At 37.4% G+C, this 16,952-nt stretch carries 16 protein-coding genes; 13 read left to right on the top strand and 3 right to left on the bottom strand.

Annotated elements, in window-relative coordinates:
- The first annotated feature begins 6 nt into the window (after nt 1-6).
- The 4 genes from BUB03_RS02110 to BUB03_RS02095 all read left to right on the top strand — a co-directional run bounded on the left by BUB03_RS02110 (nt 7) and on the right by BUB03_RS02095 (nt 3,253).
- Nucleotides 7-1,029: a glutaminyl-peptide cyclotransferase gene (locus BUB03_RS02110; protein WP_073059914.1), complete on the top strand. Its 1,023-nt coding sequence runs from the start codon at nt 7-9 to the stop codon at nt 1,027-1,029.
- A gap of 175 nt (nt 1,030-1,204) precedes the next feature.
- Complete coding sequence (locus BUB03_RS02105; protein ID WP_073059912.1) at nt 1,205-2,173, top strand: hypothetical protein; 969 nt, start codon at nt 1,205-1,207, stop codon at nt 2,171-2,173.
- Nucleotides 2,174-2,200: 27 nt separating this feature from the next.
- Nucleotides 2,201-2,815 carry a deoxynucleoside kinase gene (locus tag BUB03_RS02100; protein WP_040994332.1) on the top strand — a complete coding sequence of 205 codons (615 nt, stop codon included), beginning with the start codon at nt 2,201-2,203 and terminating at the stop codon, nt 2,813-2,815.
- A gap of 87 nt (nt 2,816-2,902) precedes the next feature.
- On the top strand, nt 2,903-3,253 hold the full coding sequence (locus BUB03_RS02095; RefSeq protein WP_073059910.1) for an ArsC/Spx/MgsR family protein: 351 nt from the start codon (nt 2,903-2,905) through the stop codon (nt 3,251-3,253).
- 42 nt (nt 3,254-3,295) lie between these two features.
- On the opposite strand, the gene BUB03_RS02090 is transcribed toward BUB03_RS02095, so the two are convergent.
- A complete protein-coding gene (locus tag BUB03_RS02090) occupies nt 3,296-3,601 on the bottom strand; it encodes a DUF493 family protein (protein WP_040994336.1) in 306 nt (101 codons plus the stop codon).
- Nucleotides 3,602-3,642: 41 nt separating this feature from the next.
- Nucleotides 3,643-4,314, bottom strand: a complete 672-nt coding sequence (locus tag BUB03_RS02085; protein ID WP_073059908.1) for a DUF4197 family protein — start codon at nt 4,312-4,314, stop codon at nt 3,643-3,645.
- A 345-nt stretch (nt 4,315-4,659) separates the two neighbouring features.
- On the opposite strand from BUB03_RS02085, the gene BUB03_RS02080 reads away from it, so the two are divergent.
- The 8 genes from BUB03_RS02080 to BUB03_RS21745 all read left to right on the top strand — a co-directional run bounded on the left by BUB03_RS02080 (nt 4,660) and on the right by BUB03_RS21745 (nt 14,999).
- Entirely contained in the window at nt 4,660-7,482 is a 2,823-nt protein-coding gene (locus BUB03_RS02080; protein WP_073059906.1) for a SusC/RagA family TonB-linked outer membrane protein, read from the top strand.
- A gap of 12 nt (nt 7,483-7,494) precedes the next feature.
- On the top strand, nt 7,495-8,910 hold the full coding sequence (locus BUB03_RS02075) for a RagB/SusD family nutrient uptake outer membrane protein (protein ID WP_073059904.1): 1,416 nt from the start codon (nt 7,495-7,497) through the stop codon (nt 8,908-8,910).
- A gap of 73 nt (nt 8,911-8,983) precedes the next feature.
- The gene (locus tag BUB03_RS02070) at nt 8,984-10,375 is read left to right on the top strand and encodes a glucoamylase family protein (protein WP_073059902.1); all 1,392 of its coding nucleotides are present in this window, start codon (nt 8,984-8,986) and stop codon (nt 10,373-10,375) included.
- A 113-nt stretch (nt 10,376-10,488) separates the two neighbouring features.
- On the top strand, nt 10,489-11,196 hold the full coding sequence (locus BUB03_RS02065; RefSeq protein WP_073059900.1) for a carboxylesterase family protein: 708 nt from the start codon (nt 10,489-10,491) through the stop codon (nt 11,194-11,196).
- Nucleotides 11,197-11,307: 111 nt separating this feature from the next.
- Nucleotides 11,308-13,635: a beta-glucosidase BglX gene (gene bglX, locus BUB03_RS02060; RefSeq protein ID WP_073059898.1), complete on the top strand. Its 2,328-nt coding sequence runs from the start codon at nt 11,308-11,310 to the stop codon at nt 13,633-13,635.
- 83 nt (nt 13,636-13,718) lie between these two features.
- Entirely contained in the window at nt 13,719-14,105 is a 387-nt protein-coding gene (locus BUB03_RS02055; protein ID WP_073059896.1) for a hypothetical protein, read from the top strand.
- A 184-nt stretch (nt 14,106-14,289) separates the two neighbouring features.
- Nucleotides 14,290-14,703, top strand: a complete 414-nt coding sequence (locus BUB03_RS02050; RefSeq protein WP_040994351.1) for a hypothetical protein — start codon at nt 14,290-14,292, stop codon at nt 14,701-14,703.
- Nucleotides 14,704-14,858: 155 nt separating this feature from the next.
- Complete coding sequence (locus BUB03_RS21745; protein ID WP_155859090.1) at nt 14,859-14,999, top strand: bacteriocin-like protein; 141 nt, start codon at nt 14,859-14,861, stop codon at nt 14,997-14,999.
- Nucleotides 15,000-15,089: 90 nt separating this feature from the next.
- On the opposite strand, the gene BUB03_RS21740 is transcribed toward BUB03_RS21745, so the two are convergent.
- Nucleotides 15,090-15,239, bottom strand: a complete 150-nt coding sequence (locus BUB03_RS21740; protein ID WP_155859091.1) for a bacteriocin-like protein — start codon at nt 15,237-15,239, stop codon at nt 15,090-15,092.
- A gap of 242 nt (nt 15,240-15,481) precedes the next feature.
- Here BUB03_RS21740 and purB point away from each other — a divergent pair, with 242 nt between their 5' ends.
- On the top strand, nt 15,482-16,909 hold the full coding sequence (gene purB, locus BUB03_RS02045; protein ID WP_073059894.1) for an adenylosuccinate lyase: 1,428 nt from the start codon (nt 15,482-15,484) through the stop codon (nt 16,907-16,909).
- Nucleotides 16,910-16,952: the final 43 nt, after the last annotated feature.

Raw genomic sequence — 16,952 nt, 5'->3', positions numbered from 1 at the left:
AATTCAATGAAAAAAAATATAATAGTAGGTTTAGCGGTGGTTTTGATGTTGGCGTCATGTAATAAAGATGAGAAGATCCTGAACACTCTGAATGAATACAATAATTCAATGACGGAGAAAGGATATCATTTCGGTGATAAGCTTGAGCTCCCTAAAGAGGTGACGGAAAATGCAGAAAGCATCAGCATCAGTTTTGGAGATAAAGAAACTTCAAGTCTAACCGTTGACCCTAAATTCTTTACATTAGGAGATAATGCCGTAACCTTCAATATCAAAACAAAAGGAGGAAAAGTGTTGAATCAGGATGCAACCATCAATGTATTTGCAAAAAATCCTGAAAAAAGCATAGCCTACCAGATCGTAGCCGAATATCCGCACGACCCGAAGAATTTTGTTCAGGGTTTCCAGATCGAAGGCAATACCATCTATGAAAGCGACGGGCAGAACGGTTCTTCCCAAATCCTGAAATATACATTGGGAACAACAACTCCTCTGGCTTCTACAAAACAGGCTCAGGAAGATTTTTCTGAAGGAAGCACCATTGTCGGAGATAAAGTATACCAGTTGACCTGGCAAAGCAAAAAAGGCTATATCTATGATAAAAGCTCACTGAAACTTCTTTCAGAATTCCCTTATCCGAATGTTCTGGGTGAAGGCTGGGGACTTACTTATAACGGTAAAAACCTGATTGCATCGGACGGAAGTAAGCTTTTGTATTTCCTTGATGTCAATGACCCTTCAAAACTGATCAAATATGTAGCGGTAGCAGGCAGTGCACAGATTTATGACCAATTGAACGAGCTTGAATATCATAACGGATTCATCTATGCGAATGTATGGCAGAAGCCGGTAGTATTAAAGATCAACCCTGCAACAGGAGAAGTGGTGGGAACATTCGACTTTACCGATATTGCCAAACAAAACACCAAAGGAAGCGACGATGTACTGAACGGAATTGCTTTTAAAGGCGAAAATATGCTTGTAACAGGTAAAAACTGGTCGAAGATCTATGAAGTTCAGATTAAATAATCCGATTTAAGATTTATCCATAAAAAAGCAGCGTTCCTCAGGAGCGCTGTTTTTACTAAAATGACTGGCTGAAATTAATGAGATTACTATTCATTAATTCATTCTTTTAATTTAAATAAAAGTGTGTAAATTGCCGGTGTTCCGCATAGGAAATTTATATTTACCAAAATAGATTTTGAGACTACTTTACATCATATTGATCTCCTTATTCTGTACCGTTTCCGCACAGAAGTCCCTCCCTTTAGATACTTTGAAACTGAAGGAAGCTAAAGATATGCTTGCGGATGATTATGGAAATCTGTACATCTATAAAAACAAAGATTTTAGCTTTACCAAATACGATTCCCTGGGAAAGCAGCTAGGAAAGATGATGCTGACGGTTCCCTATAAAGTACAGTCGGTTCAGAATCCTCTAAGCGTACCTTTGTTCTCTGAAAATGCCCAGGAAATGAAGTTTGTGGACCAGAATATGAATGAAATCCAGAGGATAGATTTTAAGCAGAAGTTCGGGTTTATTAAAATGGCTTATGCCGAAGACCTGCAGCAGCTGTGGCTTCTGGACGACAGTACGAAACGTCTTATTCAGTACAATTTCAGGAATGATACTACCATTAATTCTTATCCATTTGACATCGGTTTTGATGATCTGATGGATCTGCTGGTATTTGAAAATAAAGTCTATATTTTAACCAGGAAACATATCAGGATATACTCGCTGAAATTTGAAAAGCTTTTTGAAGCTCCGCTTGAAAACGGGAAAAGATTCAGAAGGGAAAATGATGTTATTCTGGTGATGGCAGACAATTCGATCCAGAAATATGATCCTGAAAAAGGGATGGTGAAGATTTTTGAAGATAAAGACGCACAAATTGTGGATAAAAACATCCTTTCTTATTTTGAAATCAAAGCCAACAAACTCTATCTTTACAACCTGGAAAAAATAAAGGAAACCAAACAGCAGCAAGAACCTGAAACCAAGCAGGAAACTGCACCGTCCGACACAAAACCGCCATCCGAACAAACCATAGGCGAAGACGTGGAAAAAACTGACGGGGAGAGGAAGGAATCTCAAGAAAAAGCTCCTGAAACGACTATACAGAAGCTTTTAGAAGATACTTCAGCGGTTCAGTCTGCGGGTGTTTAGTGAAATTAATAAAAAATACTTAGGAGAATGCATATTGCAGTTACAGGAAATATTGGAGCCGGAAAAACCACTTTGACTACGATGCTTGCCAAGCATTACGGATGGGATGCACAGTTTGAAGATGTAGACCATAATCCTTACCTTGAAGATTTTTATGCGGATATGAGCAAGTGGAGTTTTGCACTGCAGATTTACTTTTTGGGAAGCAGATTCCGCCAGGTAAAAGAGATCAGAGAAAGCGGTAAAAATATTATCCAGGACCGTACCATCTATGAAGATGCTCATATTTTTGCAGAAAACCTGAACGATATGAAGCTTCTGTCAGACAGGGATTTTAATAATTACGTATCTGTTTTCGGGCTGATGAAATCTTTTGTTTCTGCACCGGATCTGTTGATTTACCTGAAATCTGACGTTCCGAATCTTGTGAAAAAGATTTATAAAAGAGGAAGGGAATACGAAGCATCTATCAGCATTGAATACCTTTCAAAACTGAACCAGAAATACGAAAAATGGATCTCCAATTATACCGAAGGTAAACTTCTTGTGATTGAGGTAGACGATCTTGATTTTGTAGAAAAGCCTGAAGACTTCGGATTTATCCTCGAAAAGATCGAAGCAGAACTGAACGGTCTCTTTTAACAAATTTTTATCAGAATTTAAGATCACTTTCAACTCATTTCTTCCTAAATTTGATGAGAGGAGTTTAATTTTATAAATGATTATATTATGATGGTTAAGGTTTTACATAACGGAAACTGCTCTAAATCAAATGCTGTACTTGAGTATCTTGATGAAAATGGCGTTCCTTTCGAGATCATCAATATCATGGAGGATCCGTTGAGCGTTTTAGAGATAAAAACAGTACTGAAAAAACTGAATCAGAGCGTATTTCATATGATCCGTAAAACAGACAAACTGTACACGGAACATTATGCCGATAAAAATTATTCTGAAGAAGAATGGATCAAGATACTTTCTGAGAACCCTTCCCTGATACAGAGACCTATCCTGATCAAAGGATCTGTGGCCATGCTGGGAAGACCTATTGAGAATGTTAAATTCTTTATTGAAAAATAAATTAAAAAAAAGTCAGCTTAAGTAAGCTGACTTTTCTTTTTCTTATAAAAGAATGACGCCTTCTATTTTGGCGACTTCTTTATAAATATTCACTACCTGATCTGCATCCAGAACAAAAGCATTGATATTGCATGCGGTGTATTTTCCGTTTTTGCTTTCCCGGTTTCCCAGTGTAAATTTGATGCCGTCAAAAACCTTATAAATTTCTGTAAGCTTTGCATCATCTGTGGGAATAATAAATTTGAATAAATAATCTTCAGGAAAGTCATGATGACCTTCCAGTTTTTCCTTTAGAGAAACATAAAATTCCTCAGGATTTGCGTGTTGGTTTCCTTGTAATATATCCATCTGCCATTCTTAAATTATATATAAATATAGCGAAATTTTTTCTATTTTCCAAGAGGTCCCAGCAGGGCTTTGGAATTCTGGTGTTCGTAATCTTCGATGATATAAAACAGTCCGTTCACCAGTTGTTCAGAAGCAAGTCTGCTTAATCCGCCGGCATTAACGTTACTGTTGCTTCCTCCCAGCAGGCTGCCCAGAAGATTATTTCCTGAAAGAGCTGTGTTGATCGTTTTTGCAATCCCATATTCATTCAGCTTTTCATCCACTTTGGGAGCTATTGCTGCGACAAGCTGCTGGGAAGTTTTTTCTTTTAGAATCTGAGTGGCCGTAGTCCCCTGAATTATTCTGGTTACATCCTGGGCATTCAAACTATTGACTGCCCCCTGAAGTATGGGTTTTGAGGTGTTTACAGTATAAGCTGCTGCCTGGGCAATAAAATCACGTTCTTTAGCTACTAAAGAAGGCGCAATTTTTTCCAGAGTGGAGTTGATGTCTCTAAGTTCTTTCGGAAGAGCCTTATCTACCATGTTATTCTGTAGGAAAGCCTCCTTATTGCTGTAGATACTCATGCCTTTGTCGATCCCGTTCGTCAGAATTCTTTTAATGATAGACAACCCAATGTCCGAAGTAGCTACTGTGGTGCACGACTGGACGCTGGTAAAAATTAATGTACCGGTTCCAATTAATAATGCTGCTGCTATAATGTATTTTTTCATTGATCTTTTTCTTATTTTCTCAAATATTGCGCCAAAGGTAAATACTATAACTGTATTAACAAAATATTAAATTCTTCATGCGTATTTGGTGATTTTTTTATAAAAAGTACAGAATTTTGAATTGGATATTTTATTGTAAATTGATAGTTATAATACAATTTAATTACCTGAAATTACTTTATTTAGTTTTTTGTTTAATATTCATTTATTTTTTTTAAATTTTTATGATATCTTAACATTGTTCGATTTTTTTTCTATTTTTACCTAATGTCTTTTTTTGAGATTTTAAATAACTCCACAAACGGACATTATAAAATTTGATTGTACGAATAAAATTGAAACTATATGAAACAACGTGATTTAAAGTATTCATGTCTCATTGCAGTTCTGTACTTCGGTATGAACGTCAATGCACAGACTACTCCAAAAGATACTGTTCCTAAAGAGCAGAAGATTGAGGAGGTGGTTCTGATAGGATATGGATCTCAGAAAAAAGAAAATGTGACGGGTAGTATCGCCACAATTAGTGCTAAAGATATAGCAGATAGACCTAACTCAAACCCTATTAGTTCAGTTCAGGGTAAAGTATCAGGGGTTCAGATCCTGAATTCAGGTGCGCCCGGTGCATCACCAAGGATAGACATTCGAGGTGTAGGATCCATAACAGGGAAAACAGTATTTATTGTAGATGGAATGATTACAGATGATATTTCATTCCTGAATCCTCAGGATATTGAATCCATGAGTATTCTTAAAGACCCATCCAGTTTAGCCATTTTTGGGGCCAAGGCATCCAATGGAGCGGTTATTATTAAAACAAAAACCGGAAAAGGGAAAAAACCAGTCTTTAATTTCAACTCTTATCTTGGGGTAAAAAAAGTAACCAACGTTCCTAAAATGGTTAATGGTGACCAATACGTTGAGTTATATAATGAAAAGCTTCGTAATGAAGGAGTAACAGATCCTACGAAGTTTATATCAAGAAGCAATTATCCGGCTGATACAAACTGGTTTAATGAAGTTCTGGCACCGGGAATTATCAGCTCATCTGATATTTCAGGTTCAGGGAGTTTAGGTAAATTGAATTATTTCTTAAGCTTAGGTTATTTGAAAGATGAGGGTACTTTAGAAGCCGGACGTGGAATAAATTCAGGAAATGATTTTGGAAGATTAAATACAAGAATCAACCTTTCTTATAAGATTACTGATAATTTAACAATCGGAGATAACTTTACCTGGGCAGATATTCATAACAATAATGCAAACAATCCATTATTGACGGCTTATAATGCTCCACCGGTATTCTATCCGATTAATCCGAACACTAATAATTACGATTATATTACTTTAGTAAGTGTAACGAATCCAAGAGCAATGCTCGATTTATTCCGTTCAAAAACCAGACAGCAGCGTATGCTGAATAATATTTGGGCTGAGTATAAATTCCTTAAAGATTTTACATTAAGAGTCAGCTATACTTCTGATAATACCAATACCAGCAAGTATGAGTTTACCCCTACTTCAACATATATTCCTCAACCTAATAGAACTCTCTTGATAACCAGAGATTCCAGAAACAGAGATTATGTATGGGATAACACATTGTCCTGGAAGAAAAAACTTGGACAGCATAATATTGAATTGTTAGCAGGTTTTTCACGTACCCAGAATTACTATCGTGAAAATTATCTGGAAGCGAGGGATATTATATTTAATGGAGATGATAGCAGTCTTGATATTTCTAAAGGAAATGAAATCTACGCAACTACTTCAGACATAGGAACCCGAAATGTTATTCCTTACAAAAAGAGAATTGAATCAACATTTGGAAGACTTAACTATGATTACGCAGGTAAATATCTTTTAAATGCTTCAGTTCGTAGAGATGGGGCAACAGGTTTCTCTTCGGATGACAGATATAAAGTATTCCCTGCAGTAAGTATTGGTTGGGTAATTTCGAAAGAAGGATTCATGAGCAATCAGAATGTGTTTAATTTATTGAAATTAAGAGCGAGCTGGGGTAAACTTGGTAATCCGGAAGTTTCCAGAGATTATGATAATCTTACCACAATTCTCGATACTGGTGCTTATTTTGGAGGTATTGGTAATCCGGCACAAACTGTTACCAAAATTGTAGACCCAACTATTACATGGGAAACTACTACAGGTCGTGATTTAGGTATTGAAATGGCTTTGCTTAATAATAAATTAAAAATTGAAGCGACTTATTTTGATAAAGATTCTAAAGATGTCGTTTATGGAATTAATCAGCCGACAACATCCGGAGCTAGTAATGCGAATAACTATGTAACTAACGCATATTCTTTTAATAATAAAGGATTTGAAGGTTCTGTTAGTTATGATGCAAGAGTAAATGAACATATCAAGTTCAGTGTTTTTGGTAATATTACGACTCTTGATAATAAAATTACAAGTGTATATGCAGATTCTTACAACCAACCTGGAGTAAGCTTATTTGGTAATCCTATCATAAGACTTGAGAAAGGGCAGGCGGTAGGCTCATACTATGGGTATAATGTTGTGGGAGTATTCCAGAATCAGGCTCAGGTAGATGCTGCTCCTACTTATTCGTCCGTGAAAAAAACTGTCGGAGGATTTATGTTTGAAGACAGAGATGGAAACGGTGTGATAGACGCCAATGATAAGACCTTCTTGGGAAGCCCGGTTCCGAAATTCACTTATGGATTTGGATTTAATGTTAATATCTATGATTTTGATGTAGCAATGGATTTCCAGGGAGTATCCGGTAATAAAATTTACAACTATAACAGAGAACAGAGATTTGGAAACGAAAGCTGGGATTTGGATTTCTACAATAACAGATGGCATGGAGAAGGTACTTCTAATACATATGCTATGACGACCAATGATCAGGGAGTTATTGTTCCGAGCAGCTTTTATGTAGAAAACGGAAGCTTTTTCAGGATCAGAAATATTCAGATAGGGTATACTATTCCAAAGAGTGTTTTAGGAACAGCAATCCAGAAGTTACGTTTTTATGCAAGCGCGCAGAATCCGTGGACAAGCTTTAAATATCATGGTTTCTCACCGGAAATCTTGAATACGGATAGGGTACAGATGGGTATAGATAATAACATTTATCCTATATCTGCAATATATACGGTTGGGGTTAATGTAACTTTTTAATTTAATTTTATCATGAAAAAAATCATATTTTCCATATTCATGCTTTCTGCAGTTTTAAGCTGTAAGAGTGATTATTTAGATATACCTGTTGAAGGAAGAACAGATGCTTCAGAATTCTTTAAAACAGAAAGTGATGCCATACAGGCTACCAACGCAATTTATAATTTTTTAAGAAGCTGGGACAATTCAGCGTTTCCGTATCAGTATCTTTTTGGAGTACCTGCAGATGACGTATTGAAAGGTTCAAACCCGGGAGATGCCTCTTTTATCAATGCATACGATCAGTTTACTTATACTGCAAGTGATGATGGAGTTAAAGGATACTGGGCTGGACAATGGCAGGCAGTTGCCCGTTGTAACCAGGTTATTTCAAAAGTTCCTGCTATTGAAATGAATACTACATTAAAAGACAGGCTGTTAGCTGAAGCAAAATTTCTACGCGCCTATTTCTACTTTAACCTGGTAAGAATATATGGAGGTGTTCCGATTTTTGATGGGCTTCAGGAAAACTATAATATTCCCAGAAATTCAACCGATGAAGTGTATAACTTTATTATTTCTGATTTAACCGCAGCTTCACAGACTTTACCGCAGTCATATGATGCTGCAAACTTGGGTAGAGCAACCAAAGGGGCTGCCTTAGGAATGTTATCAAAAGTTTATCTGTATAAAAAAGATTGGCAGAAAGCTTATGACACTTCTAACCAGGTCATTGCTATGGGCTATGCTTTGGACCCCGATTTCAACCATTTATTCAGAGTAGCAGGAGAGTTCGGTACAGAATCCGTTTTCGAAGTTGACTGTGCTTGTACAGGGCAATACAAAGGAAGCCAGTATTCACAGGTGCAGGGAGCAAAAGATCAGTTTGGTTGGGGCTTTTTTACCCCTTCACAAGCATTAGAGAATGCATTTGAACCTGGAGATATTCGTAAAGAATTAACCATTCTGAGAAACGGAGAAACTACACCGGAAGGAGATCTTATTAAGGCAAATCCAACTTCCGTTAATACTTATAATCAAAAAGCTTATGTTCCTCAAAGCCAGCAGAATAGTGCTTGTGATGCTGGATCAGTCCAGAATATCAGAATTTTACGATTCGCCGAAGTTTTGTTAATCAATGCAGAAGCTGCAAATGAATTAGGGAATACTGCTGCTGCAATAACAAATCTTAATAAAGTAAGAACAAGAGCGATGTTGCCAAATACTACAGCATCTTCTCAGGGTGCATTAAGAACAGCCATTTGGCACGAACGAAGAGTTGAGCTTGCGATGGAGGGCGATCGTTTTGTAGACCTAGTAAGAACAGGACAGGCTGCCACGGTACTGGCTCCTTACGGATTCAAGGCCGGAAAGAATGAGCTTTTCCCGATTCCTTTCATAGAAATAGGACAAAGCAACGGAGTTTTAACGCAAAACCCGGGTTATTAAAAATAAACCAATAAACTTTAGAGGAGAATGAAAGTTCTCCTCTTCTTTTAGTAAACAAGGTAAAAAAGATTTCATGAAAAGGACCGTATTATCAATTGCCGTAACATCTTTATTCTTTGCATACTCTTGCAAAAATTCTCAATCTTCAAAACAGGAAGCTGTTCAGACACAAGTTGTGAAAAGTAACATTACTGATGAGCAGCTAATGGACAGGGTACAGAAAGATGCATTAAAATATTTCTGGGATTACGCTGAGCCCAAATCAATGCTTGGAAGAGAACGGTATCATGAAGATGATATCTATCCGGATAATGATAAGCATGTGGTTACTACCGGAGGTTCAGGATTTGGATTGGCAACCCTGCTGGTAGGTGTGGAAAGAGGATTTATTCAAAGACAGGAAGCCGTAAAAAGACTGACCCATATGATGGATTTTCTTGCCAAAGCAGACCGCCATAAAGGAGCCTGGTCACACTGGATCAATGGAGAAACAGGAAAAACAGTTCCTTTCGGTAAAAAAGATAACGGCGGCGACCTTGTTGAAACCGCATTCCTTACCTCAGGAATTCTGATGGTCCGTGAATACTTCAAAAACGGAAATACTGAAGAAAAAGCCCTTGCCGCAAAATGTGATGAGCTGTGGAAAGGAATTCAGTGGAACTGGTATACTAAAGGAGGCGAAAAAGTTCTTTACTGGCATTGGTCACCGGAATATCAGTGGGAGATGAATTTTCCGCTGGAAGGTTATAACGAATGCCTGATTACCTATATTTTAGCTGCCTCATCACCTACATACCCTATTGATGAAGAAACCTATTACAAAGGCTGGACGAGAAACGGAACCTACCTTACAGACAAAACAAAATACGGACTCCCTCTTTATGTAAAACACAATTATGCCGAAGAATATGGAGGCCCGCTTTTCTGGTCGCAATATTCCTATATCGGTCTGGATCCTACAGGACTTTCCGATAAATTAGTTAAAAATTATTTTGATTTAAATAAAAATCAGGTCCTTATCGACTATAAATACTGTGTTGAAAATCCAAAACAGTGGAAAGGCTACGGGCCGAATTATTGGGGATTAACAGCTGGCTATACAAGAAACGAAGACGGAAGCACAGGCTATACTGCCCACATGCCAACCAATGACAATGGAGTTATTACACCTACTGCCGCATTAAGCAGCTTCCCGTATACCCCGAAAGAATCTATGAATTTCCTTAGATTTCTCTACACACAAAAACCTGAATTCATTGGATCGGCAGGACCTTATGACGCTACTTCGGTTAACTACGACAACTGGTTTACCCCAAGATATTTAGCGATAGATCAGGGGACAATAGCCCCAATGATTGAAAACTACAGAACAGGATTCCTTTGGAAACTGTTTATGAATGCTCCGGAAATTCAGCAGGGACTTAAAAAATTAAGTTTCAAATCTGACAAATACAATATCAGATAATCAGATCTTAACGTTATCTTTATCTCGTTGAATTTTAATTCAATAGGAACGGGCTTTAGCCCTTTTAAATAAAACAAATACCAAACGGCTTTAGCCAAAATCTAAACAACAATATGAAAGTAAAATTAAAACACCTCCCGCTTTTACTCTTGCCGTTCTCATTACAGGTTAATGCACAGGAAATAAAAGCGGAATTAAACAAAGAAATCAAAAGGACTGAAAAAATATCCTACATTCTCGATTATCCTCAGAAAGCAAAAGGAAATGTTCCTCTGATTGTATTTCTTCACGGTTCGGGAGAAAGAGGCAATAATCTTGATGCAGTTAAGGTTCACAGTCCGTTCACCTATAAAAATCTGATCAAGGAGCCTGTAGCTTTTTTGGCGCCTCAGTGTCCTGCGGATTCATGGTGGGATACGGTGACGATTTATAACCTGATCAAAGAAATTCAGAAAAAATATAAAATTGATGCTTCCAGAATTTACCTCACAGGACTTTCACTAGGAGGTTGGGGAACTTTGAAGCTTGCAATGGAACATCCTGAAATGTTCGCAGCAGTAGTGCCGGTATGTGCTCCCACAGATATGATCATGTATGCGAATATTAATAGGTATAAAGATTTGAATATGAAAATTTTTCATGGTGGGATGGATGATATTGTGCTGCCTGAAAATGCTTTTAAATTCTATCAGAAATTACATCCGGTAAATCCTTCAGCAGAACTGGTTATTTTCCCGAATGATAACCATAACTCATGGGATTCAACATATTCTGATCCTAAGCTGTACGAGTGGATGCTGTCTAAGAAAAAAGAAAATTAAATGACTCCTGAAAAGAGATATTAATTCTGCAAAACACAAATTGTAAAAAATTAGAATCCCTTATAAAACAAGCAAAATAAAATTAGAACTATAATTTAAGAAGATAGATTTATGAAAAAGTTAATTGTAATGGCAACCCTGGCCCTTTCTCCCGTATTTTCTGCACAGGAAATGGTAACCAAGCCGGTTCAGTCTTATCAGACCGCTCAGTATCAGGCGAAGAAAAAAGCTTTCGTAGAAAATCTTTTGTCTAAAATGACTTTGGATGAAAAGATTGGCCAGCTCAATCTGCCGACTTCCGGAGATTTTACCACAGGACAGGCTCAGAGCTCGGATATCGGAAAAAAAGTGGAGCAGGGACTGGTAGGAGGATTATTCAATATAAAAGGAGCCGAAAAAATTAAAGCAGTTCAGAAAGTGGCCGTAGAAAAAAGCCGTCTGAAAATTCCTTTGATCTTCGGAATGGATGTTATTCACGGTTACGAAACCACCTTCCCGATTCCGTTGGGACTTGCTGCTTCCTGGGATATGAACCTTATACAGCAGTCTGCAAGGGTAGCGGCAAAAGAAGCTTCCTCTGACGGGATCAACTGGACGTTCTCGCCAATGGTGGATATTTCCCGCGAACCAAGATGGGGAAGAGTTTCTGAAGGTTCCGGAGAAGACCCTTATTTAGGGAGTGAAGTTTCTAAGAATATGGTGTATGGCTATCAGGGAAAAGACCTTTCTGCTGCTAATACCATCCTGGCCTGTGTAAAGCATTTTGCACTCTATGGAGCTGGTGAAGCCGGTCGTGATTACAATACGGTAGATATGAGCCATGTGAGGATGTTCAATGAATATTTTCCTCCTTACAAAGCAGCTGTAGATGCAGGAGTAGCCTCTGTGATGGCTTCTTTCAATGAAGTGGATGGAGTTCCGGCAACCGGAAATAAATGGCTTCAGACCGATGTACTGAGAAAACTGTGGAACTTCAAAGGTTTTGTTGTGACTGACTATACAGGAATCAACGAAATGACAGAACATGGAATGGGAGATCTTCAGCAGGTATCTGCTTTAGCCCTGAAAGCCGGAGTGGATATGGATATGGTGGGAGAAGGATTTTTAACCACCCTTAAAAAATCCCTGGACGAAGGAAAAGTTACACAGTCTGAGATCGATATGGCGGCAAGAAGAATTCTGGAAGCAAAATATGACCTTGGATTATTCGATGATCCTTACCGTTACGGAGATGCAAAACTGGCTGCAAAAGAAGTGTATAATATGGAAAACCGTAATATTGCAAGAAGCGCGGCAGCCCAGTCTATGGTTTTATTAAAAAATGAAAACCAGGTATTACCATTGAAAAAATCCGGTACCGTAGCAGTGATCGGGCCATTGGTAAACAACTCCCTGAATATGGCCGGAACCTGGAGTGTGGCTACAAAACACGCTGCCTCAGTTTCACTAATGCAGGGACTTCAGGCTAATTATGGAAAAGAAGTGAAATTCCTTTCAGCAAAAGGAGCAAACATAGATTACGATGCTAAATTAGAAGATATTTATGCAGCTCATGGTAAAAAAACAGACCGCGATAACCGTTCTAAAGAAGAATTACTGAAAGAAGCTGTTGATATAGCCAACAAAGCAGACGTTATCGTTCTGGCAATCGGAGAATCTGCAGAAATGAGCGGCGAGTCTTCTTCAAGAACAGAGATTACAATTCCACAGTCCCAGGTTGATTTATTAAATGAACTGAAAAAAACAGGAAAACCTATTGCAATGGTACTTTACACAGGACGTCCCCTGGCTTTGACCAATGTAAAAGATGTACCTGATGCTATCCTTAACGCCTGGTTTGCCGGTTCAGAGGCTGGAAATGCTATTGCAGACGTTCTGTTTGGAAAAGTAAATCCTTCAGGAAAACTTCCGATGACCTTCCCAAGAAGCTTAGGACAGGTTCCTATCTACTATAATGCAAAAAATACAGGCCGTCCGCTAAGCCAGGATAAAGTTGATAAATGCGTGTACGAAAGATTCCGTTCAAACTATATGGATGAATGTAATACACCGTTGTATCCGTTCGGGTATGGTTTGAGCTATTCTAAATTCAACTATTCCGACCTGTCTGTTTCAAATTCCAATCCAAAAGGGAATCAAACGGTTCAGGCTTCAGTAACCGTTACCAATTCCGGAAACTACGACGGAGCCGAAGTGGTACAGCTGTACATCAGGGATATGGTAGGAAGCATTACCAGACCGGTAAAAGAGCTGAAAGGATTCCAGAAAGTATTCCTGAAAAAAGGAGAATCTAAAAAAGTAACCTTCGACATTACACCGGAAAGCCTGAAATTCTACAACGGAGAATTAAAATATGACTGGGAACCGGGAGATTTTGATATCATGGTGGGAACTAATTCTGATGAAGTGAAACACTCAAAGATCAATTGGACTAAATAATAACCAAAGCCACTCAAAGAGTGGCTTTTTTCCGCATTTGGCATGATTTTTAATAGCACAGTGGTAGCTTTAATATAATAATTATGAAAAAAACGATTTTACTTGGCACAGTATTCATGGGATCTTTTCTGTTCGCACAAACAGTGGGTGGAGATAGAGATGCACATGGATGTATAGGTTCGGCAGGGTATACTTACTCCCAAATTAAAAAAGATTGTGTAAGAGTTTTTGAGCAGAAGATTAAATTGACGGAAGTGGCTCCTAAAGGAAGCTCCACTTCAATGGTAGCCGTTATTTTCAGTAAGGATATGAAAAAAGCTGAAGTTTTTATTCCGGATACTGACGGAGAAAGTCTGATCCTTACAAGAGCAGGAAAAGGTAAAGCTTGGAAAAAAGATGATTATGTCCTGGTTCCTTTCAAGAAAGACGGATATCAGCTTAAAAAAGATAATGTTGTGATTTATCAGTAAATCCGGATTTTTATAAAAATATAACAGAGACTGCCTTTTAAGGTAGTCTCTTTGTTTTAGTAGTATAGAAGAGAAACAACAGAATTAAAAAAGTATATTTATAAAGCTCCCGGAATGAGGAGTTTTTTATATATTAGATGAACTAATACCTTGTCTCAAAACTCAAACCATTAATATTTAAAATATGAGAAAAACTATTTTATTAGGCGCAATGTTCCTCAGCACTTTAGCCTTTACCCAACAAAAAACTCCGGTTTTAGGAGGTGATAAAGATGTTCATGGATGCAGAAGCTCAGCAGGCTACACGTATTCGCAAATTAAAAATGATTGTGTAAGAGTTTTCGAACAGAAAATTAAATTAAAGGAAGTAAACTCAGATAAAAGTTATACTTCAATGACCGCTGTTATTTTTAGCAAAGACATGAAAAGGGCAGAAATTTTCATCCCCGATGGAAATGCAAAAAGTATTATCCTTGTCAGAGAAGGAAAAAGCAAAATGTGGAAAAGTGGAAGCTACATTAAGGAAACCTATGTGTTGGTTCCCTATAAAAAAACAGGTTATCAGATTAAAAAAGATGATGTTGTGATCTATCGGTAATAAAATCATTTAACTGCATGACTTCGTGTTGTAGATTAGGTTTTTATTAAAGGTTGATTATCAAATATATTTCAATTGAAAAATGTATATTAGTATAATCAAATCATAGCAGAATCCGAAAGCTTACAGTAGGAAAAACCAAAAAATTAAATAGTATGAAAAATCTGAAAAAATTGACAAGACAAGAATTGAAAACAGTTCAGGGAGGTATCCCTATGTGTCTGCCAGGATATTTCTGGTGTTCATTTGTTAAAAAATGTATTTCTGTAGGATCAGAATGCGGACTGACTCTGTAGTATACTGATCTTTTACTGCTTTAAATAATAATAGCCGGTCAGATGACCGGCTATTATTTGTAGAGAAACCTGAATTAATCAGGCATTTTTTTAATAACATTTATTAGCATCGTAAATCCTGCATGGTCCGTTCTCAGAATATTGACATGTTCCGGCAGGACAGCTTTGTCCCGGTTGTGGAACCCATCCTCCTGAAATCATTTTTAAATTGGATTTTGATAACTTTTTTAGATTTTTCATAATAAGTTTTGTTTTAAATTATTTATTTGACGTTTTACTAAATTAAAAAATAAATCAATATAATATCACTTACCATTGAAAAATAATTCTGAGCGATAAAAATTATGCATCCAAAGATAGATTCAGATCTTTAAAAATTTAAAATATTTTATTCATTTAAACTAAAATTTAAAAGAATATTCACAATTTTCATCTCTCACCGAAAATCCTTATTTTTGTACATCTAAAAAGTAAAAGAAAGAATGAATTCCTACAAAAATCCATTGGAAGAACGCTACTCCAGTGAAGAAATGTTATTTAACTTCTCGCACAATAACAAATTCCAGAATTGGAGAAAGCTTTGGATAGCTCTTGCTGAAATCGAAAAAGACCTTGGCCTTGAAATCACAGACGAGCAGATCGCTGAGTTAAAAGCTAATGCTGAAAATATCGATTATGAGAAAGCAGCAGAGTACGAAAAGAAATTCCGTCATGATGTAATGGCTCACGTTCATACATATGGAGATGTGGCCCCTTCAGCAAAAGGAATCATCCACCTGGGAGCAACTTCAGCTTTTGTAGGAGACAATACAGACCTTATCCAGATCCGTGACGGACTTTTAATCTTAAAGAAAAAGTTAGTTAACGTGATGAAAAACTTAGCTGATTTTGCTATTCAATATAAAGACCTTCCTACCTTAGGATTTACTCACTTCCAGCCGGCTCAGCTGACAACGGTAGGTAAAAGAGCTACTCTTTGGTTACAGAGCTTGGTTCTTGATATCGAAGAACTTGATTTCTTCCTGGAAACCCTTCGCTTCAGAGGAGTAAAAGGAACTACCGGAACAGCAGCAAGTTTCCTTGAACTATTCAACGGTGATTATTCCAAAGTAAAACACTTAGATAAAGAGCTTTCCAAAAGATTCGGTTTCGAAAAAGTTTTTGGAGTTTCTGGTCAGACTTATGATAGAAAAATTGATGCTAAAGTAGTAGCATTATTAGGAAATATTGCTCAATCAGCCCATAAATTCACCAACGATTTACGTCTACTTCAAAACCTTAAGGAAATTGAAGAGCCATTCGAGAAAAACCAGATCGGTTCATCGGCTATGGCTTACAAGCGTAATCCAATGAGAAGTGAAAGGATCGGAGCATTGGCAAAATATGTAATGTCATTGACGACAAGTTCTGCAATGGTAGCTTCTACACAATGGTTTGAAAGAACATTGGATGACTCTGCCAACAAGAGATTGACGATTCCTCAGGCATTCCTTGCTGTTGATGCTATCCTTTTGATCTGGAACAATATCATGAACGGAATCGTTGTATACCCGAACAGAATCAACAAACATATTATGGAAGAACTTCCTTTCATGGCGACAGAATACATCATCATGGAAGAAGTAAAAGCCGGTGGTGACCGTCAGGAAATTCATGAAGTGATCAGAGTTCATTCTATGGAAGCTTCCAAGAAAGTGAAAGAAGAAGGAAAAGAAAATGACCTTATTGAAAGAATCCTGAACGATGATTCTTTAAAATTAGACAAATCAAAATTGAAAGAAGTTTTAGATCCTAAAAACTTTATCGGTTTTGCGCCGATCCAGACAGAGGAGTTCATAGCGAATGAAGTCCAGCCGATCCTGGATCAGAATAAAGACCTGATAGGATTGGAGGCTGATCTTAAAGTATAAAACATATGCAGTCCTTTTGGGCTGCATATTTTATTTTCATCAA

This window comes from Chryseobacterium oranimense (genome assembly GCF_900129755.1).
GTDB classification, from domain to species: Bacteria; Bacteroidota; Bacteroidia; order Flavobacteriales; family Weeksellaceae; genus Chryseobacterium; species Chryseobacterium oranimense.
Note: the sequence above shows the minus strand (reverse complement) of the source record. Positions and strands in the feature narration are given on the sequence as shown.